22 protein-coding genes and 1 pseudogene are annotated in these 23,894 nt (G+C 54.5%); 15 read left to right on the top strand and 8 right to left on the bottom strand.

Translation table 11 applies throughout. The annotated features are described in order from the left end of the window. Nucleotides 1-130 precede the first annotated feature (130 nt). Nucleotides 131-919, bottom strand: coding sequence for an inositol monophosphatase family protein (locus ACTHSL_RS08345; protein ID WP_440381052.1), 789 nt, complete (start codon nt 917-919; stop codon nt 131-133). Nucleotides 920-1,104: 185 nt separating this feature from the next. Here ACTHSL_RS08345 and ACTHSL_RS08340 point away from each other — a divergent pair, with 185 nt between their 5' ends. From ACTHSL_RS08340 to acnB, 3 genes are all read left to right on the top strand, one after another. Further along, nucleotides 1,105-2,259 (top strand): hypothetical protein, encoded by a 1,155-nt coding sequence (locus ACTHSL_RS08340; RefSeq protein WP_440381051.1) that lies wholly within the window; start codon nt 1,105-1,107, stop codon nt 2,257-2,259. A gap of 60 nt (nt 2,260-2,319) precedes the next feature. Further along, the gene (locus ACTHSL_RS08335) at nt 2,320-3,138 is read left to right on the top strand and encodes an RNA methyltransferase (RefSeq protein ID WP_440381050.1); all 819 of its coding nucleotides are present in this window, start codon (nt 2,320-2,322) and stop codon (nt 3,136-3,138) included. A 331-nt stretch (nt 3,139-3,469) separates the two neighbouring features. After that, nucleotides 3,470-6,055 carry a bifunctional aconitate hydratase 2/2-methylisocitrate dehydratase gene (gene acnB / locus ACTHSL_RS08330; protein ID WP_440381049.1) on the top strand — a complete coding sequence of 862 codons (2,586 nt, stop codon included), beginning with the start codon at nt 3,470-3,472 and terminating at the stop codon, nt 6,053-6,055. A gap of 359 nt (nt 6,056-6,414) precedes the next feature. Here the strand turns inward: acnB and ACTHSL_RS08325 are convergent, their stop codons facing one another. Then, entirely contained in the window at nt 6,415-7,758 is a 1,344-nt protein-coding gene (locus tag ACTHSL_RS08325) for a DEAD/DEAH box helicase (protein ID WP_440381048.1), read from the bottom strand. A 337-nt stretch (nt 7,759-8,095) separates the two neighbouring features. Between ACTHSL_RS08325 and ACTHSL_RS08320 the strand changes: the two genes are divergently transcribed. From ACTHSL_RS08320 to ACTHSL_RS08290, 7 genes are all read left to right on the top strand, one after another. Further along, a complete protein-coding gene (locus ACTHSL_RS08320; protein ID WP_440381047.1) occupies nt 8,096-9,073 on the top strand; it encodes a class I SAM-dependent methyltransferase in 978 nt (325 codons plus the stop codon). Next, the gene (locus tag ACTHSL_RS08315) at nt 9,073-9,243 is read left to right on the top strand and encodes a hypothetical protein (protein WP_440381046.1); all 171 of its coding nucleotides are present in this window, start codon (nt 9,073-9,075) and stop codon (nt 9,241-9,243) included. The genes ACTHSL_RS08320 and ACTHSL_RS08315 overlap by 1 nt, the downstream gene beginning before the upstream one ends. Before the next feature lie 79 nt (nt 9,244-9,322). Continuing rightward, complete coding sequence (locus ACTHSL_RS08310; RefSeq protein WP_440381045.1) at nt 9,323-10,549, top strand: multifunctional CCA addition/repair protein; 1,227 nt, start codon at nt 9,323-9,325, stop codon at nt 10,547-10,549. Nucleotides 10,550-10,625: 76 nt separating this feature from the next. Next, a complete protein-coding gene (locus ACTHSL_RS08305) occupies nt 10,626-11,312 on the top strand; it encodes a TetR/AcrR family transcriptional regulator (RefSeq protein WP_283114198.1) in 687 nt (228 codons plus the stop codon). Nucleotides 11,313-11,496: 184 nt separating this feature from the next. Beyond that, on the top strand, nt 11,497-12,000 hold the full coding sequence (locus tag ACTHSL_RS08300; protein ID WP_440381044.1) for a hypothetical protein: 504 nt from the start codon (nt 11,497-11,499) through the stop codon (nt 11,998-12,000). 100 nt (nt 12,001-12,100) lie between these two features. Then, nucleotides 12,101-12,820, top strand: coding sequence for an AzlC family ABC transporter permease (locus ACTHSL_RS08295; RefSeq protein WP_440381043.1), 720 nt, complete (start codon nt 12,101-12,103; stop codon nt 12,818-12,820). Continuing rightward, on the top strand, nt 12,817-13,116 hold the full coding sequence (locus tag ACTHSL_RS08290; RefSeq protein ID WP_003774731.1) for an AzlD family protein: 300 nt from the start codon (nt 12,817-12,819) through the stop codon (nt 13,114-13,116). The genes ACTHSL_RS08295 and ACTHSL_RS08290 overlap by 4 nt, the downstream gene beginning before the upstream one ends. Nucleotides 13,117-13,399: 283 nt before the next feature. Here the strand turns inward: ACTHSL_RS08290 and ACTHSL_RS08285 are convergent, their stop codons facing one another. After that, nucleotides 13,400-14,032, bottom strand: a complete 633-nt coding sequence (locus tag ACTHSL_RS08285) for a class I SAM-dependent methyltransferase (RefSeq protein ID WP_440381042.1) — start codon at nt 14,030-14,032, stop codon at nt 13,400-13,402. A 197-nt stretch (nt 14,033-14,229) separates the two neighbouring features. On the opposite strand from ACTHSL_RS08285, the gene ACTHSL_RS08280 reads away from it, so the two are divergent. The 3 genes from ACTHSL_RS08280 to ACTHSL_RS08270 all read left to right on the top strand — a co-directional run bounded on the left by ACTHSL_RS08280 (nt 14,230) and on the right by ACTHSL_RS08270 (nt 18,389). Beyond that, on the top strand, nt 14,230-16,284 hold the full coding sequence (locus ACTHSL_RS08280) for a LysM peptidoglycan-binding domain-containing protein (protein ID WP_440381041.1): 2,055 nt from the start codon (nt 14,230-14,232) through the stop codon (nt 16,282-16,284). An 84-nt stretch (nt 16,285-16,368) separates the two neighbouring features. Beyond that, entirely contained in the window at nt 16,369-17,745 is a 1,377-nt protein-coding gene (locus ACTHSL_RS08275; RefSeq protein WP_440381040.1) for a phosphomannomutase/phosphoglucomutase, read from the top strand. A 122-nt stretch (nt 17,746-17,867) separates the two neighbouring features. Then, entirely contained in the window at nt 17,868-18,389 is a 522-nt protein-coding gene (locus tag ACTHSL_RS08270; RefSeq protein WP_114922270.1) for a hypothetical protein, read from the top strand. A 56-nt stretch (nt 18,390-18,445) separates the two neighbouring features. On the opposite strand, the gene metF is transcribed toward ACTHSL_RS08270, so the two are convergent. Next, entirely contained in the window at nt 18,446-19,285 is an 840-nt protein-coding gene (gene metF, locus ACTHSL_RS08265; RefSeq protein ID WP_440381039.1) for a methylenetetrahydrofolate reductase [NAD(P)H], read from the bottom strand. Between the two features lie 252 nt (nt 19,286-19,537). Between metF and adk the strand changes: the two genes are divergently transcribed. Beyond that, on the top strand, nt 19,538-20,185 hold the full coding sequence (adk, locus tag ACTHSL_RS08260) for an adenylate kinase (protein ID WP_204812646.1): 648 nt from the start codon (nt 19,538-19,540) through the stop codon (nt 20,183-20,185). A 200-nt stretch (nt 20,186-20,385) separates the two neighbouring features. Here adk and ACTHSL_RS08255 read toward each other — a convergent pair whose 3' ends face one another. The 3 genes from ACTHSL_RS08255 to ACTHSL_RS08245 form a co-directional block, all read right to left on the bottom strand. Continuing rightward, a complete protein-coding gene (locus ACTHSL_RS08255; RefSeq protein WP_440381038.1) occupies nt 20,386-21,240 on the bottom strand; it encodes a DUF1853 family protein in 855 nt (284 codons plus the stop codon). Between the two features lie 30 nt (nt 21,241-21,270). After that, nucleotides 21,271-21,852 carry an aminodeoxychorismate/anthranilate synthase component II gene (locus ACTHSL_RS08250; protein WP_440381037.1) on the bottom strand — a complete coding sequence of 194 codons (582 nt, stop codon included), beginning with the start codon at nt 21,850-21,852 and terminating at the stop codon, nt 21,271-21,273. Nucleotides 21,853-21,926: 74 nt separating this feature from the next. Further along, nucleotides 21,927-22,118 (bottom strand): helix-turn-helix transcriptional regulator, encoded by a 192-nt coding sequence (locus ACTHSL_RS08245; protein WP_440381036.1) that lies wholly within the window; start codon nt 22,116-22,118, stop codon nt 21,927-21,929. A 424-nt stretch (nt 22,119-22,542) separates the two neighbouring features. Between ACTHSL_RS08245 and ACTHSL_RS08240 the strand changes: the two are divergent. Continuing rightward, a pseudogene (locus tag ACTHSL_RS08240) lies at nt 22,543-23,185 on the top strand (IS1595 family transposase). Nucleotides 23,186-23,224: 39 nt separating this feature from the next. Here ACTHSL_RS08240 and ACTHSL_RS08235 read toward each other — a convergent pair. Beyond that, the gene (locus ACTHSL_RS08235; RefSeq protein ID WP_440381055.1) at nt 23,225-23,419 is read right to left on the bottom strand and encodes an Arm DNA-binding domain-containing protein; all 195 of its coding nucleotides are present in this window, start codon (nt 23,417-23,419) and stop codon (nt 23,225-23,227) included. Nucleotides 23,420-23,894 lie beyond the last annotated feature (475 nt).

The following is a 23,894-nucleotide window of genomic DNA, read 5'->3' as shown; positions in this document are numbered from 1 at the left end:
AGTGTAATGAAGGTACGGCACGGCCGGCATGTGCGGACAGTCAGCCCATTGAATGAGGTCGTCTGAAACCCCCTTTTCCTCTCGGAAGAAGAGTTTTCAGACGGCCTTCAAGATGCTGAGCGTTTCGGGCTTAACCGATATGGTTGCCGATGATTTGCAGCATTTGCGCCAAAACTTTCGGGTTGGCGGCCACAATGTCGCCGCTTTCCAACCAACCCTGTTCGCCCATCATATCGGTAACCACCGCGCCTGCTTCCCTGGCAATCAGCGCGCCGGCGGCAATGTCCCAGGGCTTGAGGTTGAATTCGAAGAAACCGTCGAAACGGCCGCAGGCCAATGCGCACAAGTCCAGCGAAGCCGCACCTTCGCGCCGCGCACCGGCGGTTTGCGACAAAAAGTCTTTCAAAATGGCCAGATAAGTATCCGTCCGGCTTTGGTCTACTACGGGGAAACCCGTACCGATCAGGCATTGCGGCAGGTCGGTGCGGCCGGAAACGCGGATGCGGCGATCATTCAGCAGCGCGCCTTTACCTCGGGAGGCCATGTAAAGGTCGTTGCGTTCGGGCGCGTAAACCAAAGCTTCCTGCAATTTGCCGTTGTGCAGCAGTGCCATCGAGATGGCGTATTGCGGATGGCCGTGCAGATAGTTGGTGGTGCCGTCGAGCGGATCGATAATCCATTCGTAGGCGCCATTCGGATTGCCGTGGCTGCCGCTTTCTTCGGCGGTGATTTTGTGCTGGGGATAGGCTTCGAGCAGGGTTTCGATCAGGATGTTTTCCGACATGCGGTCGATATCGGAAACAAAATCGTTAAACGCTTTGCTGTCGGTTTTGATGTTGCCCAAGTCTTTGGAGGCGCGGATCATGAGGTCGCCCGCCTTGCGCGCGGCTTTGAAGGCGGTGTTTAAAATCGGGTTCATATAAATTCCTGTATAGAGAAATGAGGCGGGGAGGCCGTCTGAAAAAGGCTTTTTGTGCGGCTGACGCGTTTAACGATTGTTAAAGAACCGGACGCGCCGTAAAATGCGCGGTTTATCCGTCATGCAGGCGGAAAGTGCGCATTATACGCCTTTTCCCGCCTGTAAAACAGACAGGGCAGGAAACCATGAACACGCTTTTTTATATGCAGGAACAACGCCTGTACCGTTTTTCAGACGGCCGCAGCGAGCCGGTAACGTGTCAGGCGGTAGAGCAGTATATCGGCAACCTGAAACAGATACACCGCAAAAAAGAATGGAAAACCCAAGGCAGCGGCGCCGACTTTATGGGTATCCGGCAGGAAGGGCTGGATTTGTCGGACATCCATCCAAGCGATTCGGTCTGTACTGCCGACGGCCGGCTGGTGTACGGCGCAACATTGCAGGGCGGTGCGGCGATACAGGCCAAACCGATTAACGACTTGGCGCAGGCCGAAGGCCTCCTGCTGCGGCATACCGACTGCACGATATACGACATGGCTTACGATGCGGCACACGAACGCCTGGCATTGTCGCTGGCCGGCGATTGTTACGGCGACCGGCATCTGGCCGTCATGCCGCTTTCGGGCAACCGCTTTCAGTTTATTACCGAAGGCGAATGCCGCGACAGCAACCCCTGTTTCGATCCGAAAAACGGCAACATCCTTTATTACGACTCCTGCGGCCTGGCCTACACCGACCACGGCGCACTGAACAGCATCCGCTCCATCAACCGCCTGAACCTGTCCGACGGCGAACTCGAAACCGTATTGCACGACGAACAATACGACTTTTTCATGCCGCAGCCCGACCACGCGGGCAACCTCTACTGCATCCGCAAACCGCACCGCGAAGAAGTGCAAAAACAAGGCAACATACTGCGGGACATACTGCTGATACCGTTCAAACTGTTCAAAGCCATGTTCGGCTGGCTTGATTTCTTCAGCCAACGCTACGGCGGCGAATCGCTGCGCACCTCCGGCGCGAATCCGGCCAAGTCCAAACAACAGTCGGAAGAAGAACGCTTTATCGAAGGCAATCTGGTCAAAGTACGCCGCCGGCGCGACAAAGAAGAACAAAGCGAACGCTATCCCTCGGCCATCCCGAAAAGCTGGCAGTTGGTGAAATACACGCCCGAAGGCGAATGTACGGTTTTACACTCCGGCGTAATGGCCTACACCCTCTGCCCCGACAGCGGCATCATCTACTCTAACGGCCGCTACATCCTGCACGCCACGGCGGAAGGGGAAGAAAAAATGCTGACCGAAGCCCGTTGGGTAAGCAAACTCCGCCTGCAACCCTAAACCTTTTCAGACGGCCTCATCACCACTTGAGGCCGTCTGAAACATACAGCAAACCACACTATGCCAAACACCAAACCCACCGCCCCCGACTACCTCTCCAACATCAGCGTCGTCCTCACCCGCACCAGCCATCCGGGCAACATCGGTTCCGCCGCCCGCGCCATGAAAACCATGGGGCTGACCAAACTGACCCTCGTCTCACCCAACCTAATGCAAACCCCGATGACCGCCGAGCCGCCCGTGTTCGAACCTGCAAACCCGCAGGCATTCAAACTGCCCGAAGAAAGCTTCATCCTCGCTTCCGGCGCGGCCGACGTACTGGAAAACGCCCGCATCTGCGCCACACTGGAAGAAGCCCTTGCCGACACCGTATTGAGCTGCGCACTAACCAGCCGCCGCCGCGAACTGACCGCAGAACTGCAAACCCCGCGCGCGCTGACCCCCGAGCTGCTGTCGGCAGCCGAAGCAGGACAACAAACCGCGCTGGTGTTCGGCAACGAAACCTACGGCCTGAGCATAGAAGAAGTACAAGCCTGCAACCGCCTGATGACCATCAACGGCAATCCCGACTACTTCTCACTCAACCTCGCCCAGGCCGTGCAAGTCGTGTGCTACGAAATCTACAGCCAAACCGACAGCAGCATGGAACATCTGAAAGTGGAAAAAAACACCGCCACCCATGCCCAAATCGGCGGCATGGTCGCCCACATGCAGGGCCTGATGGAAGACATCGGCTTTTTCAACCGCCGCAACGGCGAACGCATCATCCGCCGCCTGCAAAACCTGTTTGCCCGCGCCGGCACGGAAACCGAAGACATCGACATCCTGCGCGGTTTTTTCAATACAGTGAAAAAACGCCTGGATAAAAATAGGGAATAAAAACGTCATCCCGCAGCCGTTGTCAAAACTAAAGAGGCCGTCTGAAAACCTTCCAACGGGTTTTCAGACGGCCTCCTTGCTGTATTGGCATATAACATCCAAATCGGGGCAGCATCAGCCCTGCCGAAGCATCTTCCATGCCGCTTGGCAAACAAACCGTCAAATTGAAATTTTCAGACGGCATCCGCATGCCCGTTCATCAACATCTTTTTTACAGTAAAAGTCTCCTCTCCACATATTCCTATTTTGTAAATTTTGGTTTATAGTTCGGCCACTACTGCGGACTACATCCCGCATGGTTTCAGAAGAAAAACACATAAAGGAACAAAATATGTTAGCAACTTATCGCAAAGCCGCCGCCGAGCGTGCTGCCCTCGGTATCCCGCCCCTCCCTTTGAACGCGCAGCAAACCGCCGATTTGGTCGAGCTGCTGAAAAACCCGCCCGCAGGCGAAGGTGAATTCTTGGTCGAACTGCTTGCCCACCGTGTGCCGCCCGGTGTGGACGATGCCGCCAAAGTCAAAGCCTCATTCCTGGCTGCCGTTGCCGAAGGCAGCGCATCCAGCCCGCTGATTTCCCCCGAATATGCGACCGAACTTTTAGGTACGATGCTCGGCGGTTACAACATCCACGCCTTAATCGAACTTTTGGACAACGACAAACTCGCGCCCATCGCTGCCAAAGGTTTGAAACATACGCTTCTGATGTTCGATTCCTTCCACGATGTTCAGGAAAAAGCCGAAAAAGGCAACAAATACGCGCAGGAAGTTTTGCAATCTTGGGCGGATGCCGAATGGTTTACCTCACGCGCCAAAGTTCCCGAAAAAATCACCGTCACCGTCTTCAAAGTTGACGGCGAAACCAATACAGACGACCTCTCTCCCGCGCCCGACGCGTGGAGCCGTCCCGATATTCCGCTGCACGCGCTGGCAATGTTGAAAAACCCGCGCGACGGCATCACGCCCGACAAACCGGGCGAAGTCGGTCCGATTAAATTGCTGGAAGAACTCAAAGCCAAAGGTCATCCCGTCGCTTATGTTGGTGACGTGGTCGGTACCGGTTCTTCACGCAAATCCGCGACCAACTCCGTCATTTGGCATACCGGCGAAGACATTCCGTTTGTACCGAACAAACGTTTCGGCGGCGTCTGCTTGGGCGGCAAAATCGCGCCGATTTTCTTTAATACTCAAGAAGACTCCGGCGCGCTGCCGATTGAAGTCGATGTTTCCGCGTTGAAAATGGGCGATGTCGTCGATATTCTGCCTTATGAAGGCAAAATCGTGAAAAACGGCGAAACCGTTGCCGAGTTCAGCCTGAAATCCCAAGTATTGCTGGACGAAGTGCAAGCCGGCGGCCGTATCAACCTGATTATCGGTCGCGGTCTGACTGCCAAAGCGCGCGAAGCCTTGAAATTACCAGCCTCCACCGAATTCCGCCTGCCACAAGCGCCTGCCGAAAGCAAAGCCGGTTTCACGTTGGCTCAAAAAATGGTCGGTCGTGCCTGCGGTCTGCCCGAAGGACAAGGCGTGCGCCCGGGTACTTATTGCGAACCGCGTATGACGACAGTCGGCTCGCAAGACACTACCGGCCCGATGACCCGCGACGAGTTGAAAGACTTGGCTTGTTTGGGCTTCTCCGCCGACATGGTAATGCAGTCTTTCTGTCACACCGCGGCTTATCCGAAACCTGTCGATGTCAGAACCCATAAAGAACTGCCTGCCTTTATTTCTACCCGTGGCGGTGTGGCTCTGCGTCCGGGCGACGGCGTGATCCACTCATGGCTCAACCGCCTGCTGCTGCCCGATACCGTCGGTACCGGCGGCGACAGCCACACCCGTTTTCCTATCGGTATTTCCTTCCCTGCCGGTTCCGGCTTGGTTGCTTTCGCAGCAGCCACCGGCGTGATGCCGCTCGATATGCCTGAGTCCGTACTGGTACGCTTCAGCGGCAAGCTGCAACCGGGCGTAACCTTGCGCGATTTGGTGAACGCCATTCCGCTTTACGCGATTAAACAAGGTCTGCTGACTGTTGCTAAAGCCGGTAAGAAAAACATCTTCTCCGGCCGCATCCTCGAAATCGAAGGCCTGCCTGATTTGAAAGTGGAACAAGCCTTTGAATTGACCGACGCATCAGCCGAACGCTCCGCCGCCGGCTGTACCGTGAAGCTCAACAAAGAGCCGATTATCGAATACATGAAATCCAACGTCGTGTTGATGAAAAACATGATTGCCGACGGCTATCAAGACCCGCGTACTTTGGAACGCCGCATCAAAGCCATGGAAAAATGGCTGGCTAATCCGGAGTTGCTCGAAGCGGATAAAGGTGCCGAATACGCCGCTGTGATTGAAATCAATATGGACGACATCAAAGAGCCGATTATCGCCTGCCCGAACGACCCGGACGACGTATGCTTCATGTCCGAACGTTCCGGCACCAAAATCGACGAAGTGTTTATCGGTTCGTGCATGACCAACATCGGCCACTTCCGCGCTGCCTCTAAACTTCTGGAAGGCAAGAGCGACATCCCCGTCCGCCTGTGGATGGCGCCGCCGACCAAAATGGACGCGAAAGAGTTGTCCGACGAAGGCCACTACGGCGTACTCGGCCGCGCTGGCGCGCGTATGGAAATGCCGGGCTGTTCATTGTGTATGGGCAACCAAGCCCAAGTACACGAAGGCGCGACTGTCATGTCCACTTCCACCCGTAACTTCCCGAACCGCTTGGGTAAAAACACCTTCGTTTACCTCGGTTCGGCAGAATTGGCGGCGATTTGCTCCAAACTGGGTAAAATCCCGACCGTTGAAGAATATCGGGCCAACATCGGCATCATTGACCAGCATAGCGAAGACATTTACCGCTACATGAATTTCAATGAGATTGACGAATATAACGAAGTGGCCGAAACGGTGAATGTTTGAATAGGCCGGTAAAACGGTTTCAGACGGCCTCCAAATCTATAAAGGCCGTCTGAAAACAAAAAACGGAATGGTTTTGACTATTCCGTTTTTTTATGGTGCATACAATACCGTTTTTGTAAGAGGTAAGGGCTGAATCAAGGTCAATAAATATGTACCCGTATCAGCTAATCCTATATTCCATAGAGTGTAGGTAACCGTTCTTTACTTGAACATTTTCTTAAGTCTTTGTTTAACTATTTTGCTATATAAACCCCATGATAACCGTAGCTTTTGTTCAATTTATAAATAGGATTGCTGCAAAGATTTCATCTAAAAAAGCGAACATTCCTGCCCGCTCTTGTATGTGATATTAGCCTTTATTAACGCGATTTGCTCATGCCACTTTTTGCTTTATCTTTAAACCCATCTTTTTTCTTAAATCCTTCTTTTTTGAAACCTTCGCCGCGCGATTTGCCGCCGAAGCCTTCTTTGCCCGGTTTCTTATCGCCGCGCCAGCCGCCGGATTTTCTATCGCCCCAGCCACCTTTGCCTTTCGGCTTGCCGCCTGCGGATTTGCGCTTGCGGGTCGGTTCCATGCCTTCGACGGTCAGCTCGGGCAATTTACGGCCGATGTATTTTTCGATTTTGTGTACTTTGACGTATTCGTTCACTTCGGCGAAGGTAATCGCAATACCCGTGCGCCCTGCCCGTCCGGTACGGCCGATGCGGTGAACGTAGTCTTCCGCCTGTTTCGGCAGGTCGTAGTTGATGACGTGGGTAATGGTCGGCACGTCGATACCGCGAGCGGCAACGTCGGTGGCAACCAAAATTTTGCAGCGGCCTTTGCGCAAATCCATCAGCGTGCGGTTGCGCCAGCCTTGCGGCATGTCGCCGTGCAGGCAGTTGGCGGCGAAACCTTTTTCGTACAAATCGTCGGCGATGACTTCGGTCATGGCTTTGGTGGACGTGAAAATCACGCATTGGTCGATGTTGGCGTCGCGCAGGATGTGGTCGAGCAGGCGGTTTTTGTGGCGCATATCGTCGCAGTACAGCAGCTGCTCTTCGATTTTGCCCTGGTCATCCACGCGCTCGACTTCGATGATTTCAGGGTTTTTCGTCAGTTTGCGTGCCAGTTTGCCGACCGCGCCGTCCCAAGTGGCGGAGAACAATAAAGTCTGACGGTCGGTCGGGGTGGCTTCGACGATGGTTTCGATGTCGTCGATAAAGCCCATGTCCAGCATACGGTCGGCTTCGTCCAGAATCAGCACTTCCAAACGGTCAAAATCAACCTTGCCGCTTTGCATCAAGTCCATCAGACGGCCCGGCGTGGCGACAATCAGGTCAACCGGTTTGCTCAGGGCGCGGGTTTGGTAGCCGAAAGATGCACCGCCGACGATGCTGACGGTGCGGAACCAGCGCGTATTTTTAGCATACGCCAGCGCGTTTTTCTCAACTTGCGCCGCCAATTCGCGGGTCGGCGTCAACACCAACGCGCGCGGGCCTTTGCCCGGTTTTTCGCTGCGTTTGGTCAGCCGCTGCAAAGTCGGCAGCAGGAAGGCGGCAGTTTTGCCGGAGCCGGTTTGCGCCGAAGCCATAATGTCGCAGCCTTCCAAAGCAAACGGAATGGCTTGCGCCTGAATCGGCGTCGGGCTTTCGTAACCCTCACTGCGCACGGCGGACAAGATGTTTTTATCAAGGTTCAAATCGGCAAATTTAATAGACATGGCTATCCTAAAGAGACAACAACGCGCACGTCTGAACGGTTTTCAGACGACCTGAAGCAAAGGAAAGTAACGATACGGGAAATGTGAAGTTACAGGGTTGTCGCAAGCATCTTGCTTGTGGTTAACATCGACGACAACCTGCACAGAAAGGCTTGGCAAATCAGCAAGCAATAAAAGAAACGCGCCCGAAACGGCGGTTTAGGTTGGAAGACGATGGCTTCGTATAAAAAGGCGAACGGCGGATAATATCGATTTTATGGACAACGGTCAAGCAAAAAGGCATCAAGTGCGTTAAAATCCAAACCCTTCCCAATCCTCATTCAGGCCGTCTGAAACCATGACCGACATCACACCCTTCGCCAACCGCATGGGCAAAAACATCAAACACCTCATGAAATGGGCGAAACGCAACGGCATCGAAGCCTGGCGTATTTACGACCGCGACATCCCCCAATTCCCCTTCGCCGTCGATGTTTACGGCGACCAAATCCACCTTCAGGAATACGATACCGGCTGGTTGATGCAGCCCGAAGAATACGAAGCGTGGCTTGCCGAAGTATTGGAAGCCGTCGCCTTCGTTACCGGTTTTGCGCCCGAACAAATCCACCTCAAACGCCGCGAACGCCAAAAAGGCTTGCAGCAATACGAGAAAACCGGCAAAACCGGCGACGATTTCGTCATCACCGAAAACGGCCGCAAGTTTTGGGTCAACCTCGACAAATACCTCGACACCGGCCTCTTTCTCGACCACCGCAACACGCGCAAAAAAGTCGGCGAAACCGCAGCGGGCAAACGCTTCCTCAACCTGTTTTCCTACACCGGCAGCTTCACCGTCTATGCAGCCACCGGCGGCGCAACGTCCAGCGAAACCGTTGATTTATCGAATACTTATCTCGATTGGGCGAAACGCAATTTCGAACTCAATGGCATCAGCCCCGAACAACACAAAATCGTCCGCGCCGACGTGTTCCAATACCTGCAAAACGCCGCTGCCGAAGGCAAACAGTTCGACCTTATCGTCATGGATCCGCCCAGCTTCTCCAACAGCAAAAAGATGCTCGATATCCTCGACATCCAGCGCGACCACCCCAAACTCATAGCCGGCGCGATGAATCTGCTCGCTTCAGACGGCCTTTTGTACTTCTCCAACAACTTGCGCAGCTTCGTCTTGGACGATTCGGTATCGGAACAATACGCCGTCAAAGACATCTCCAAACAATCCGTTCCCGACGATTTCCGCAACAAGAAAATCCATCAGTGTTGGGAAATCAGGCATCGTTCCGCCGTTTCCCAAACCACCATGAAACAGGCATAATGCCAAGCTTCGGAAGCCGTCTGAAACCATATTTTATGAACCTCCACCGATTCTTTTTTTTGTGCTTAACCGCGTGCATCAGCATCCACGCCGCTGCGGCAGACTATCTTCAAGGCCGTCTGAAAACCGCATACCGCCTCCCCGCCCTTTCAGACGGCCTCCCCCATTGAGGCCGTCTGAACGACAAAGCATCCGAAGCATCAACCTTTTGCGTATAATCTGCCGCTTTCCCGCACACACCTACACATCATGCAAACCTACCTCGTCGGCGGCGCAGTCCGCGATTCACTACTGGGCCTGCCCGTCCGCGACCGCGACTGGGTCGTCGTCGGTGCCGATGCCGAGACCATGCTGGCGCAAGGTTTCCTGCCCGTCGGCAAAGACTTTCCCGTCTTCCTCCACCCCGACAGCCGCGAAGAATACGCACTGGCGCGCACCGAACGGAAAACCGCCAAAGGCTACACCGGATTCGCCTTCCATGCCGACAAAGACGTTACCCTCGAACAAGACCTGATGCGGCGCGACCTGACCATCAACGCCATCGCGCAGTCTTCAGACGGCCTCATCATCGACCCCTTCGGCGGCGAGGCCGACCTGCGCCGCAAAATCCTGCGCCACGTCTCCCCCGCCTTTGCCGAAGACCCCGTCCGCATCCTGCGCACCGCCCGCTTCGCCGCCCGTTACGGCTTCGAAGTGGCGGAAGAAACCATGTGCCTGATGCGCCAAATGGTGGAAGCGGGCGAGGCCGACGCCTTGGTGGCCGAGCGCGTCTGGCAGGAACTGGCCAAAGGGCTGATGGAGAAACAGCCGCGCCGAATGTTTGAAATCCTGCGCGAATGCGGCGCGTTGAAAGTGCTGCTACCCGAAATCGACGCCCTGTTCGGCATCCCGCAACCCGCCGCCCACCACCTCGAAATCGACTGCGGCCTCCACACCCTGATGGTTTTACAGCGCGCCGCCGACATGAACCTCGGCCTGCCCGCCCGCTACGCCGCCCTGCTGCACGACCTGGGCAAAGCACTGACCCCGCCCGACCTCCTGCCCAAACACCACGGCCACGACCTTGCCGGCATTGCCCCCGTGCAAACGGTAAACCGCCGCTGGCGCGTGCCGAAACAATGTGCCGAACTGGCCGAACTGGTCTGTCGCTGGCACATCGTCCTGCACAACGCATTCACGCTCAAAACCTCTACTGCATTGAATGTATTACAAAAAACAGACGCATTCCGCCGCCCCGAACGCTTTCAGACGGCCTTAGACGTCTGCCAGGCCGATATACAAGGACGGCTGGGGCGGGAAAACGCACCCTACCCCCAACGCGCCCACTGGCTCGCCCTTTTGGAAGCCGCCGCCCAAACCGACACCGCCGCCATCGCCGCTACCTGCGAACATCCGGCACACATTCCCGAAGCCATCCGCCGCGCCAGGCTGGAAGCCATCCGGCCGCTGCACAAAGCCCGTACCCAAACCGATTGATTGAACGCAGCGGCACCGAACCCGAAAAGGCCGTCTGAAACACACAGCCCTCCACGCCCTGCACCGAAAGCACGCCATGAACAAAGAAACCCGCCCCAACACCTACAACCGCATCCTCGATGCCGCATTAAAACTGTTCAACGAAGAAAGCGAACGCAACACCACCACCAACCACATCGCCTCCCACCTCGGCATCAGCCCCGGCAACCTCTACTACCACTTCCGCGGCAAAGACGAAATCATCATCCAGCTCCACCGCCGTTACAGCAGCCGCATGATGGCCTGGATACGCGAAGCCGACGCGCCGCAAACCCTGTCCGACGTAGTGGACTATTTGGACGGCATCTTCGACATCATGTGGGCATACCGCTTTCTGTTCAGCGACATGAACGCCCTGCTCTCCCGCAGCTCCGAGCTTTTAGGCGAATACAACGAATTCACCCGCGCCAAAGCCTCGCCCGTGGTGCTGCACTACCTCGAACACCTTGCCTCCGTCGGCCTGCTCCGCGCCGATAAGGAAGACCTGCAAAACCTCGCGCTGAACATGTGGATTGTGACCAAATACTGGTTCGACTTCCACGGCTCCGTCCGCGGCCGCCACAAACTGCCCGAAGACTCGAAACGGCTGGGCGTCATCCGCAACCTCAGCATGCTGAAGCCCTATCTCGACCCGCGCAGCCTGCCCGAATTCGAAGCCGCCGTCTCCCGCCTGAAAACGCCCGAAAACACCCTCAGGCCGTCTGAAAAACCGTCTGCCGAATAACAAAGATGGGTAAAACGCAGACAGCCCGCCCTACCAAGGCGCGGTACGGCAAACAACGGATTGCGCCGCCACAACGACCCATGCACGCACCAAACATATTTTGAACGGCCGTTTTAAACGGCAACGCGGCAATTTCGCCTTCAGGGCGTCTGAAAACCCAAACCAAGCGACAAAATAAGTTTCAATGTTTATCCTGCAAATCCTCTCCGTCTGCTGGACAAAACGCAGCCGTGCCGCCCCGTTGGCAGGCATACGCAACCGCCTGCCGCGCGCCCTGCCCCTGCCGGACACCGTTTTGGACTGCGAATACGGCTGCCACAGCCAACACCATCAGGAATCCTGTTCCGAGGACGGAACCGCCGTTTTTCTCGCAGGCCAACCCGAATGTAAAATCTGGCAGGCCCTGCCGGTGAAATTGAACGGCGGTTTCGAGTTTGCCCGGCAAGCCGACCGTATCGACATTTATTTCACCGACCAACGCGGCAGACGGCAAACACGCAAAAAACTGTTTGCCTTAGCGAAAGGGCAAACCGCACAACTCCGCATCAACGGACGCGCCTGCGGATTCGATGACACTTACTACACCCAACATACCTACAATTTCGCCCATGCCGACAGCGTACCGCGAGAAATCTTTACACAGCGCGATTTCGACCACAGCGTGTCGCTGGAAAACCACCTGTTTTAGCTTTAGTATCTTTGCCTGTAATTTACACACAGGCCGTCTGAAACGGCGTAAACCCTGTTTTTCAGACGGCCTCAACCTTCCAACCACCGTTTTACCCGATATGAACACACCGCAACTTCCCTCGCCGCGTTCGGAATTCCTCCGAGGCATACTCGACACCCTGCCGGTCATCATCGGCCTGCTGCCCTTTGCCCTGATTTTGGGCATACAGGGCGGGAACAAAGGCATGAGCGCGCTCGAAATGGCCATGATGACCGGACTGAACTTTGCCGGCGGCTCCGAATTTGCCGCCGTCGGCCTCTGGGCGCGGCCCCTGCCCATCCTGCTGATTATCGGCGTCACCTTCATGATCAACATCCGCCACATCCTGATGGGTGCGGCACTCACGCCGTATATCAAGCACCTACCGATGAAAAAAATCCTGCCCGCCTTGTTTTTCATGACCGACGAAAGCTGGGCGATGTCCATGGCCGACATCCGCAAACGCAAAGAAGCCGGCCTGCCCCTGTTCAGCCTACCCTACTACGCCGGCATCTGCGCCACCCTTTACACCATCTGGGTAGCCTCCTCCGCACTCGGCACCGTCATCGGCCCCTACTTGGGCAACATCGACAACTGGGGCTTCGGCATGGCCTTTCCCGCCGTATTCCTTGTCCTGCTGCGCGGCATGTGGAAAGGCTGGAAACCCGCCCTGCCCTGGCTCGTGAGCCTGATGACGGCAATCGCCGCCTACCTGCTGTTCAAAGGCGCGTGGTACGTCCCCACCGGAGCCGCCGCCGGTTTATTGTGTGCCTACATAACGGGCGGGAGCGACGCATGATTTCATTCGATTCGATATTGGTCATCCTCGGTATGCTGTGCGTTACCTACGGTACCCGCCTGATCGGCTTCTTCGCCCTCCGCAACCGCACTTTGAGCAAACGGGCGGCCAAAGTCATGGATGCCGCCCCCGGCTGCGTGCTGGTTTCAGTCATCGCCCCCTACTTTGCCTCCGACAAACCGCACGAACTGATTGCCGCCGCCATCACCCTCCTTGCAGCCTGCCGCCTCCCCATGCTGCCCACAGTCATAATCGCCGTCGCCTCTTCCGGCCTGCTCGGCCTGCTGATGAACTGAAGGCCGTCTGAAAACAAAGTAAGCATATTTTCAGACGGCCTCCAAGCCGAAACATCAGCCGTACAAACAAAAACGGCCTGAAACCCATCAAAGGTATCAGGCCGTTACTATTGAAATCCAAGCCAAGACATCAAAATAAACTGCAAACAAAACACTGAAAACAGCAGCAAGAAAATTATCCCGTTATTTCAACAATATTACCAAGCCGCCCTTTTCAGCCCGATGCACGACAACGCCGTCACAAAACAGTCCAACCGGCAGACTCACTGCCCCCCGTTTTTCTTCACATACCAAACGCCAGTCCGTCCACCACATTCGGATAATCATCGTCCAACGGCCTGATGCCCGCCTGACGTTTGAACAACACCGCCCCATACACCAGCGCGGTTGCAGGCCATCCGTGCACCTGCCGTCCGCCTCCATCCGCCACATCATGCAAAGGCCAGCCTGCCAGCCATTCCGTCCGTTCAAACACAAAACCCGCCGCCTCAAACGCTTCTTTCAGACGGCCGAACGGCAACCCGCCGCTTTCGCAGGGAAACGGTTTGCGCTCGATACGGTAAAGCAGCCGCCACACCGAATGCGGATTGAAACCGCTCAACACCAAATGCCCTTCCGCCGCCAATACGCGGTATGCCTCGCCGGCTACCGCCCTGCAAGACTCACCGTCGTCCAAAGCATGAGGCAGCAACAGCAAATCCATACTTTCCGCCGCAAACGGCAACGCCTCCGCCGCCATCATGCAATCCCGTCCGGCACGCACAGCCGCCCCTTCCGTCAAATCCCATTGCGGCAAACCCAGCTGCAAGGCCGTCTGAAAATACACATCCCGCAACGTATCACGGAAAAACTCACGCTCGCAGGCGGCGGCGGACAAACCGACCCGGCCGCGCTCAAACCAAACATTTCCGTCCATATCGCCTCCCGCCTTTCGGTCGTTCAAACCGACAAACGGTCATTCTACTCCCAAACATTACTTGACGCACATCAAGACAACAGCATATATAAAAACTTAATATATTGAAAATTTTTACACTTCTCCATCCTTGACGTATTCAACCCCGAAGCGTTACCATCGAGGGCTGATTTGACTCTGATTTGCCGAAGAACATCATGACCCATATAAAAACACTTGTCGCAGCCATTACGGGCTTATCTTTCTTCTCCGCTCCCGCCTTCGGGCAAACCTATACCAAAAATCAAATCGGCATGGCGATGATGCGCACCAACACCATCGCCCTCGACCACGGCAAAATAAAATCGGGCCACAACAGCGTTTGGGCGCATCTGCGCGGCGACTTCCGCATGTCGGAAGTCAATCCCGAGCTGGTACGCCGCCATGAAAGCAAATTCGTTTCCTCGTCGGCATATTTCAAGCGCACCATCGAACGCAGCCGCCCCTACATGTACCACATCAGCAACGAAGTGGCCAAACGCAACATGCCGGCAGAAATCGCCCTGCTGCCCTTCATCGAAAGCGCGTACGTTACCAAAGCCAAATCGCACGTCGGTGCATCCGGCCTCTGGCAATTCATGCCCGCCACCGGCCGTCACTACGGCTTGGAGCAAACCCCTCTGTATGACGGCCGCCACGACATTTATGCCGCCACCGATGCCGCGCTGAACTACCTCCAATACCTGCACGGCCTGTTCGGCGACTGGTCGCTGGCGCTGGCCGCCTACAACTGGGGCGAAGGCAATGTCGGCCGCGCCGTAAACCGCGCCCGAGCCCAAGGCTTGGAGCCGGTCTACGAAAACCTGCGCATGCCGAACGAAACCCGCAACTACGTACCGAAACTCTTGGCGGTGCGCAACATCGTCAATAACCCCGAATACTTCGGCATGAGCTTCGCCGACCTCGACAACAAGCCTTTTTTCAAAGCCGTCGACATCGACCAACCAATCGACCTGAGCGCGGCCGTCCGTTTGGCCGACATCAGCCAGGCTGAATTCGACGCGCTCAATCCGGCATTCAAATCACCTGTCTACATTCCGAAAACCGGCCGCAAACTGCTTCTCCCCGCCACGGCAATCGCCACCTTCGAGCGCAACTACAAAAAAGCCGACCGCGCCAGCCTGCTGTCATGGGATGTTTACACACCTTATGCCGACACCACCCTCTCATCCATCGCCGCCGAAACAGGCATGAGCACTGCCGAACTCAAACGCCTGAACGGCCTGAGCAAAGAAAGCGTTGCCGCCGGCCGCAGCCTCCTGATTGCGAAAAACAGATTCAGCGGCAGCCCTGCAGCCGTTCCGGCCAATTTCGCCGCCTTGGATGCCGATATCAATCCGAACGACAACAAACTCCAAACCGTTCCCAACCTGAACATTGCCGTTACGGAGACAACATTCAAACCAAGCCGTCAAACAGTCGATATTCAGACGGCCTCAGCCGCACAACCCGCACCTGACACCTTGCGTCCGCCTGTGCAAACCGCTGCCGTTGACTTTACCAAACAAAACACCCAGGCCGCTGCACCGACTGTAACCAACCAGCCTGTTGCCGCCGCACCCGCAGCCCCGTCTACCGACGAGGTTGAAGACCGAATCCGGCAACTGGCCTCCGCATCCGCAAGCCAAAATACCCCGCAACCGGCTACGGCATCCGTGGCAGACGGCGACAATAACGAACTGCTGATGACCTTCGTTCAAGAATCAGGCCTGTCCGAAAACAGCGACACCGTTACAGTTGCCGACAGCGGCACGATCCAACTTGAAAACGAACAGGCGGCACAAGAAGCCGCCGAGCGCAGCCGCCAAGCCAAATTGACCGCCGAACGGGCCAAACAGCAAAAACAGGCAGCCGAAGCCCGCGCTTTGGCCGCAGCGAAAAACAGCGGTACTCCGACCACCCACAAAGTCGGCAGCGGCGATACCCTGTTCAATATCGCCAAACGCTATGACATGAATGTGGCCGACCTGATTGCAAGCAACAACATCAAAGGCAACACCATCCACACCGGCCAAATTCTGAAAGTCGCGGCAGCCAAAGGCAAACAAACCGCCAAAGCCTCCGTGCAACCGGTTTCCTACACCGTACGGCAAGGCGACACTTTGACCGACATCGCCCGCCGTTTCAACGTAAACGTCAACGATGTCCGCCGCTGGAACAACAACAGCAGCAACATCAAACCGGGACAAAACATCAAACTGCAGGGCAGCTAACCGCTCCTTCCCATTTTCAGACGGCCTCTGTCACACCACAGGTCGTCTGAAAACATTTACAACCCGTCAAAACAGGAAAGACCCATGGCACAAATCGCTCCCGAAATCTTCAAAGCCTACGACATCCGAGGCATCGTCGGCAAAACACTTACCGAAGAAGCCGCCTACCTGATAGGCCGCGCCTTTGCCGCCCGTGCCGCCGCGCAAAACATCCGTGCCGTTGCCGTCGGCCGCGACGGACGCTTGAGCGGCCCCGCCCTATCGGAAAACCTGATTCGCGGATTGACCGACAGCGGCATGGACGTAACCGACATCGGCATGGTAGCCACCCCCATGCTGTATTTTGCCGCCGTGAAAGAATGCGGCGGCAGCGGCATGATGATTACCGGCAGCCACAACCCGCCCGACTACAACGGCTTCAAAATGATGCTGGGCGGCGAAACGCTGGCCGGAGAAGCGATACAGGAACTGCTGGCATCCATCCGTCAGGAACAATTCACCGACGGCAAAGGCAGCGTGGCCGTACAAGACATCTATCCCGCCTATGAAGCCGCCATCACCGCCCACATCCAACCGGCACGGCCGATGAAAATCGTCATCGACGCGGGCAACGGCGTTGCAGGTGCATATGCAGGCCGCCTCTACCGCGCCTTGGGCTTCGACGTGGAAGAACTGTTTTGCAACGTGGACGGCCACTTCCCCAACCATCATCCCGACCCTGCCAAACCGGAAAACCTGCAAGACTTAATCCGCGCCCTGCAAAACGGCGATGCAGAAATCGGCCTGGCCTTCGACGGCGACGGCGACCGTTTGGGCGTGGTCACCAAAGACGGCAACATCATCTATCCCGACCGCCAACTGATGCTGTTCGCCCAAGACGTACTCAGCCGCAACCCGAACGGAAAAGTGATTTTCGACGTCAAATCCACCCGTCTGCTCGCCCCATGGATACGCCGGCACGGCGGACAGCCGCTGATGGATAAAACCGGCCACAGCTTCATCAAATCCGCCATGAAACGCGAAGGCGCACTGTTGGCCGGAGAAATGAGCGGGCACACCTTCTTCAAAGAACGCTGGTTCGGCTTCGACGACGGCATGTATGCGGGTTGCCGGATGCTGGAAATCCTCTCGCGCAGCAACAATCCTTCGGCCATCCTCAACAGCCTGCCGCAAAGCATTTCCACGCCCGAACTGAACATCGACCTGCCGGAAGGCGAAAACGGCCACGAACTCATCGCCAAACTGGCCGCCACCGCCCAATTCGACGGCGCGGAAGAAGTCATCACCATAGACGGCCTGCGCGTGGAATTTTCAGACGGCTTCGGCCTGATGCGCGCATCCAATACAACACCGGTTCTGGTGCTGCGTTTTGAAGCCGACAACGAAACCGCCATCCGCCGCATCCAGCAGCAATTCAAAACCATCTTGGAAAGCCATCCCTCGCTGCACTGGCCGCTGTAAACAGCCGAGGCGGGGCTGGTAAACGCCATCCCGCCGCATACGGTAAAAGGCCGTCTGAAAACCATTTCCCGGCATTTCAGACGGCCAAACAATACAGTACCCTACTTTCAAGGTATTGCATCATGACAGACAAAAACATATTTTCCGCAGCACATATTTTTGCCGGTGCCCGCCTGTCTGCATTGTGCATCTGCCTGTTCCTTTTGATGGTATTCGTACAATCAGGCATTTACACGCCGCAAGGCAAAGGCGGTGATTTCCTCAGCTGGGACTGGCCGGTCATCATCCTGCTTTTATGGATCGGTTTCATCTCATTCCGCCACCTGCCCGTATGGCGGCTGAAACGTAAAGGTTTAAACAAACGGCAAATCCGCCGGGCAAAACGCTTGTCCGACCGTGCGCTGCAATCTCCGAAAGGCATCCTGTTTCATTTCGTCTATTTTTTCATGATGCTCTTTGCAATTTGCTTTTTAATTGTTTCGTCTATTCTTTTCACAATATTTTATCCAAACGGGGCATTAGCCAAAATTTTTCAAAACGAATTCTACTGTGTCTTCATCCTTACCGCCCTGCCGCAATTACTCTGTCAGGCGGTTTTTGCAAACCGGGTGTTGTCGGTTTGGCAGAAAAAGAAGGCCGTCTGAAAACACCTTTCCCGAATCCGGTGTTTTCAGACGGCCTTTATTGATTTATCCGGTGATCAATAACCCAAACGCTGGCAGATGGTTGACACCAAACCGGCCTGATTGAGCGTATAGAAATGCAGGCTGGGCGCGCCTTCGCGCAACAGGCGTTCGCACATTTCGGTTACCACATCCAAAGCCAAAGCCTTGATGGCGGCACTGTCGTCGGTATAAGACTGCAACTTCAGGCGCAGCCAGCGCGGGATTTCCGCACCGCAGGTATCGGAAAAGCGAACCAGTTTGGAAAAACTGGCAATCGGCATGATGCCGGGGATAATCGGAATATCCACCCCGCGCCCGCGCACATCGTCGAGGAAGCGGAAATAGGCATCCGCGTTGTAAAAATATTGGGTAATCGCCGAATCCGCGCCCGCTTTGGCTTTACGGACGAAATGGTTGAGGTCGTCCTCCGCGCTGCGCGCCTGAGGATGATATTCGGGATAGGCGGCGATTTCGATATGGAAATGGCTGCCGTATTCGTTTTTTATCAGTTCCACCAATTCGTTGGCATAACGCAGCCCGCTGCTGCCCGCGCCCATGCCGGAAGGAATATCGCCGCGCAAGGCGACAATGTGGCGCACGCCCATTTCTTTATAGGTATCCAAAAGTTCGCGGATTTCCGCTGCCGTCATCCCGATACAGGGCAGGTGCGGTGCGGCGGCCGTGCCTTCGGCCAAAATATCGCCGATGGTCTGCATCGTGCCGTCCCGGGTCGAACCGCCTGCGCCGGACGTGCAGGAAAAGAATTCCGGGGAAAACTGGCGCAACTGTTTGCGCGTAATCACCTGTTTGGCACGGCCTTCGGGCGTGCGGGTGGGGAAAAATTCAAAGCTGAGCTTTTTACTTGAAGAAGTCATGGCCTGTTTTGTTTTTTGTTTGCGAATGCCCGCAGTGTATGTGTTTAACTGTTTGATAACAAGATAAAAAACCGGAATTATGGTGAAAAATATTGTCCTCGCCCATGAACTGTTTTTTTGTTGTTTGATTTATTTGGTGATTTTCGATTGCCAGGCCTTCTGAAAAACCATGCTTTTCAGACGGCCTCTAAAGTATTAAGATTCGCTAAATACGATTACAGACCCTTAACATTCCACAAAAAGGACACTTCCATGAAAGTATTATTGTTAGGCGCGCCGGGCGCAGGCAAAGGCACTCAGGCACAATTCATCACCGCTGCGTTCGGCATTCCGCAAATTTCCACCGGCGACATGCTCCGCGCTGCGATTAAAGCAGGCACGCCGCTGGGTTTGGAAGCGAAAAAAATCATTGACGAAGGCGGCTTGGTGCGCGACGACATCATCATCGGCATGGTCAAAGAACGCATCGCGCAAGACGACTGCAAAAACGGTTTCCTGTTTGACGGCTTCCCGCGCACACTGGCACAAGCCGAAGCGATGGTTGAAGCGGGTGTGGATTTGGACGCTGTGGTTGAAATCGACGTGCCCGACAGCGTGATTGTCGACCGCATGAGCGGCCGCCGCGTCCACTTGGCTTCCGGCCGCACCTACCACGTTACCTACAATCCGCCAAAAGTCGAGGGCAAAGACGACGTAACCGGCGAAGATTTGATTCAGCGCGACGACGACAAAGAAGAAACCGTCAAAAAACGCCTTGCCGTGTACCACGAGCAAACCGAAGTGCTGGTCGATTTTTACAGCAAGCTGGAAGGCGAACACGCGCCGAAATACATCAAAGTTGACGGCACTCAGCCGGTAGAAGCCGTGAAAGCCGAAGTATTGGCCGCATTGGGCAAATAAATGCCGCAGTGATTTGACGATAAAAGGCCGTCTGAAAAATATTTGCCGCGTGAGAGCGGATACTTTTCAGACGGCCTTTCGCCATAGAAAATTCAATTTGAATCGGAATCGCGACAAAACCGAACGAAACCGCACCGCTTGCAGTTTGATGACACGATAACGGCAACTCAAACGCATCTGCCGGCCGCATCCGGCCTCTTTTACCGCTTCATTACCCGTTCCGACTCATGCCACATTCCGTCCGGCCGGCGTTGCAGCACGGTAACCAATCCGCTGCCTAAAGTACGGATTTCTTCCCACGGTAAGGTTTCCCCTTCCGCCACCCGTGCCGGTGCCAGATAAGCGGTGCGTGGCAGCGGATAATAGCGGCACTCATCCCCCCAAGGGCTTTCAGACGGCCATTCGTGCAGACAAACACCGTGCCAGCCATAGATATTCAAAGGTTCGGGCAACCGTGCTTCTGAAGGCGCGAACAGCATCCCGCGCACAATACTCGCGCTGTGCAAGGCTGCCGTATGGCTTATGCCTGCCGCCGCCAATGCCAGCACGCCCGCCTCACTGTGCGCCAAAGCGAGTTGGCGCGTCAATTTTTCCGCCTTGTCCGGCCAACGGTCGTGAGGATTGAATCCGCACAAGCCATCCATTGCGGCTTTATCCGTGCCGTAATATTTGCAACACAGCTCAATGTGGTAAAGGCGGCTGCCGATTTCGGCAACGAAATCCAGCGCGCCCAAAGTGTTGGGGCCGTCTGAAACCGTCAGGTTACGGGCTAAAAGACGGCAGTGCGGCGCGTGTTGCAGCCAAAAAGCCAGCAGGCTTTCGGCATAAAGCCCCAATCTGCCGCCGAACGGCGTTTCCTGCGCCAAATGGCTGTGCAGGGATTTGGGGCTGCCGTCCAATTCTAGCAGAAAACGGAAACCGCGTTCCCCGAGCAATGCGGCCACGGGCAGTTCGCTGCCGCTGTGCCACAAAGCGGGAGCGGTCAACACGGCGGCCAGCGCACGGACATCGGGGTCTGTCAAACGCCACCACAGCGCATCCAAGGCATAATTCATTTTTCAGACGGCCTCAAACCGGAACAGGGTTTAAGCGCGGAAATCACGAAATTCGCGCAAGAAATTGTCCAGCATTTCGTGCCCGTGTTCGGTCAGCAGGGCTTCCGGATGGAACTGGACACCTTCGATGGCATATTCTTTGTGCCGCACGCCCATGATTTCCTGATCTTCCGTCCATGCGGTTACTTCCAGACAATCCGGCAGCGTATCGCAGGCAATGACGAGGCTGTGATAACGCGTACAGGTAACGGGATTGGGCAAATCTTTAAACATGCCCTTGTTTAAATGGAACACGGGCGATACTTTGCCGTGCATCAGCGTTTTTGCCCGCACCACATCCCCGCCGAACGCTTCGCCTATCGTCTGATGGCCGAGGCACACGCCCATAATCGGCAGCCTGCTGGCAAAATGGCGCATGGCGGCGACGGAAATACCTGCTTCTTTGGGCGAACAGGGACCCGGCCCGATAACGAGATACTGCGGTTTCAGGGCTTCGATTTCCTCAAGCGTGATATCGTCGTTACGCCGGACGACGACCTCCTGACCGAGTTCGGCAAAATATTGGACGATGTTGTAGGTAAAACTGTCGTAATTATCGATAAACAAAAGCATAATTCAGATATATTATTGATTTATAATATTAAATATTTTAATTATTCCTCTTAATACCCGCTTTTATACCCGCTTTAATTTTTGCTAGCGGCTTCTGCGGTTTCAAGAATCCAACGCTGGATTTCGCTCTCCAGCCAATATGTAATTCTGCCATCTTTCCGCCCCTTCGGGAAAGTACCGTTTTTCATGCCCTCATAAATTTTGGTTGTACCGTAGCCAACCATGTGGCGGACATCAGGCAACCTGAGTTGTCTTTCTGTTTGCATTTTTTCTCCAAATTTAAAGTTCGCCTTTAAGCGGCTTAGTTAATCCATTGTCCACGGCAGATTGTGTTCCACACGCTGTGTGGGGCGGGTGATTTACCGTTGTAATAAGCAACAATGTCAGGTACGCATCCATTGTCTATATCGGTACCAACTATATTAGCAATAAAAAGCTCTAAAACTTTTTCAGTCCATTCTCAAAGGAAGATGAATATTGGCAAACTATATGGCGGTTTGAAAATTGGAAAAGGTCTTGTTCACTGAATAAATAATAGGTAACTTTGGATGGGTGGAACTGGTTGAAACCGGGTTCTGTTAATACTGAGTATGGGATGATTTTTAATAGGGGCTTAGGAAGCAAAATCACTCAATATAGTGATAAGCTTCTAAAATGAATTAAAAAAACAAGTACCAAAAATTCAGTAAAATTACCGAGCCTAAATTTCGCCGGCTCCTGCAGCGGTTTGCTTTGGATCTGACTGCCTCCGATACCGCGAAACCGACGGGTGCCGGCATCAGCAGTGTCAACAGCCTGTACCTGAAATTGCACCGGCGTTTGGCTGACGAATGCGAAAGGCAGGCATCTTTATACGGCATTGCAGGATTAGATGAACCCTATTTCGGAGCCAAACGTATCAGGGGCAGACGCGGGTACGGTGCGGGTGGGAAAACCATCGTTTTTGGCATTTTGAAACGCGGGAGCAGGTTTATACCGGGATTGTTCCCGATGCGTCCAAAGCAACGCTGCAGAAGATCATTAGAGGTCGTGTCGGTATCGGGAGTGTCATTAATACCGACGGTTGGCGCGGTTATCAGGGGTTGGTTGACATGAGTTTTGCCAAATATTTCAGGGGACATCATGGTGGCAATGAGTTTGTCCGTGGTGCGTGGCATATTAACGGTATTGAATCTTTTCAAAGCTGCGCCAAGCATCGCTTGGTGCAATTTAACGGGTGCCGGAACATACGTTTTACCTGCATTTAAAAGAAACAGGGGCACGCTTCAATCACAGGCATGATGATTTATACACAATACTGCTGAGAATGTTGCGGGGGAATCCTTTAAAATAAATTTTGCTTCCTAAGCCCCACTGTTAATCTAGTGCAGCCTTAAAACAAAAGCTCCGCCAACATATGATGTAGCGAGCTAGTCAGCGACAAGGCAGGGCGGTTGGTTCCAGGCTCGACGTGATTCGGAAAGGGAAACAGCGGGATATTGCCGATGGTCAGTGTTTTTTCTTTGCCGTCAATACGGTATTTCAGGCGGAAGATTTTGCCGCCTGCGGGAGTAACCTCGAGATACAGGCCGTCGCCGTCAAACAGTCTGGCTTTCTTTCCTGTTTCGGTCGGCTAGCATTCCTGATTTGGCGGTCGTTCAGCTTCATTTTTACGGTGTTTTTTCAAGGTATTTTTCAGATACCGCAAAAGATACCGTAAATTTTAAGTTACTTCAATTAAACTGAATTAGACGGAATTATACAATTAGGAAGAGGACAATAGGATAGCAATCAGTCTGAAAGCCTTGTATTTATTAGGCTTGGTTAATGGCGTTAGACAGGATTAAACAAAAAAAAACGCCTAAAATTTCTAGGCATTTTTGTATATTGGGACAAAAAGACTTGAACTATAACTTTAATAAACAGTTTATTAAAAGTTTTATTTTCGCAACACTCCAACATACCCCCAAATATACCCCCAATTCGCACAAGTCAAAATTTTAGGCAGGGGTTTTGTTGCTCCCATGATACGCGGGCAGGCGGGGGTTGTCATGAGAATTTGA

The sequence above is a fragment of the Neisseria sp. P0008.S010 genome (genome assembly GCF_051962715.1).
GTDB classification, from domain to species: domain Bacteria; phylum Pseudomonadota; class Gammaproteobacteria; order Burkholderiales; family Neisseriaceae; genus Neisseria; species Neisseria elongata.
Note: the sequence above shows the minus strand (reverse complement) of the source record. Positions and strands in the feature narration are given on the sequence as shown.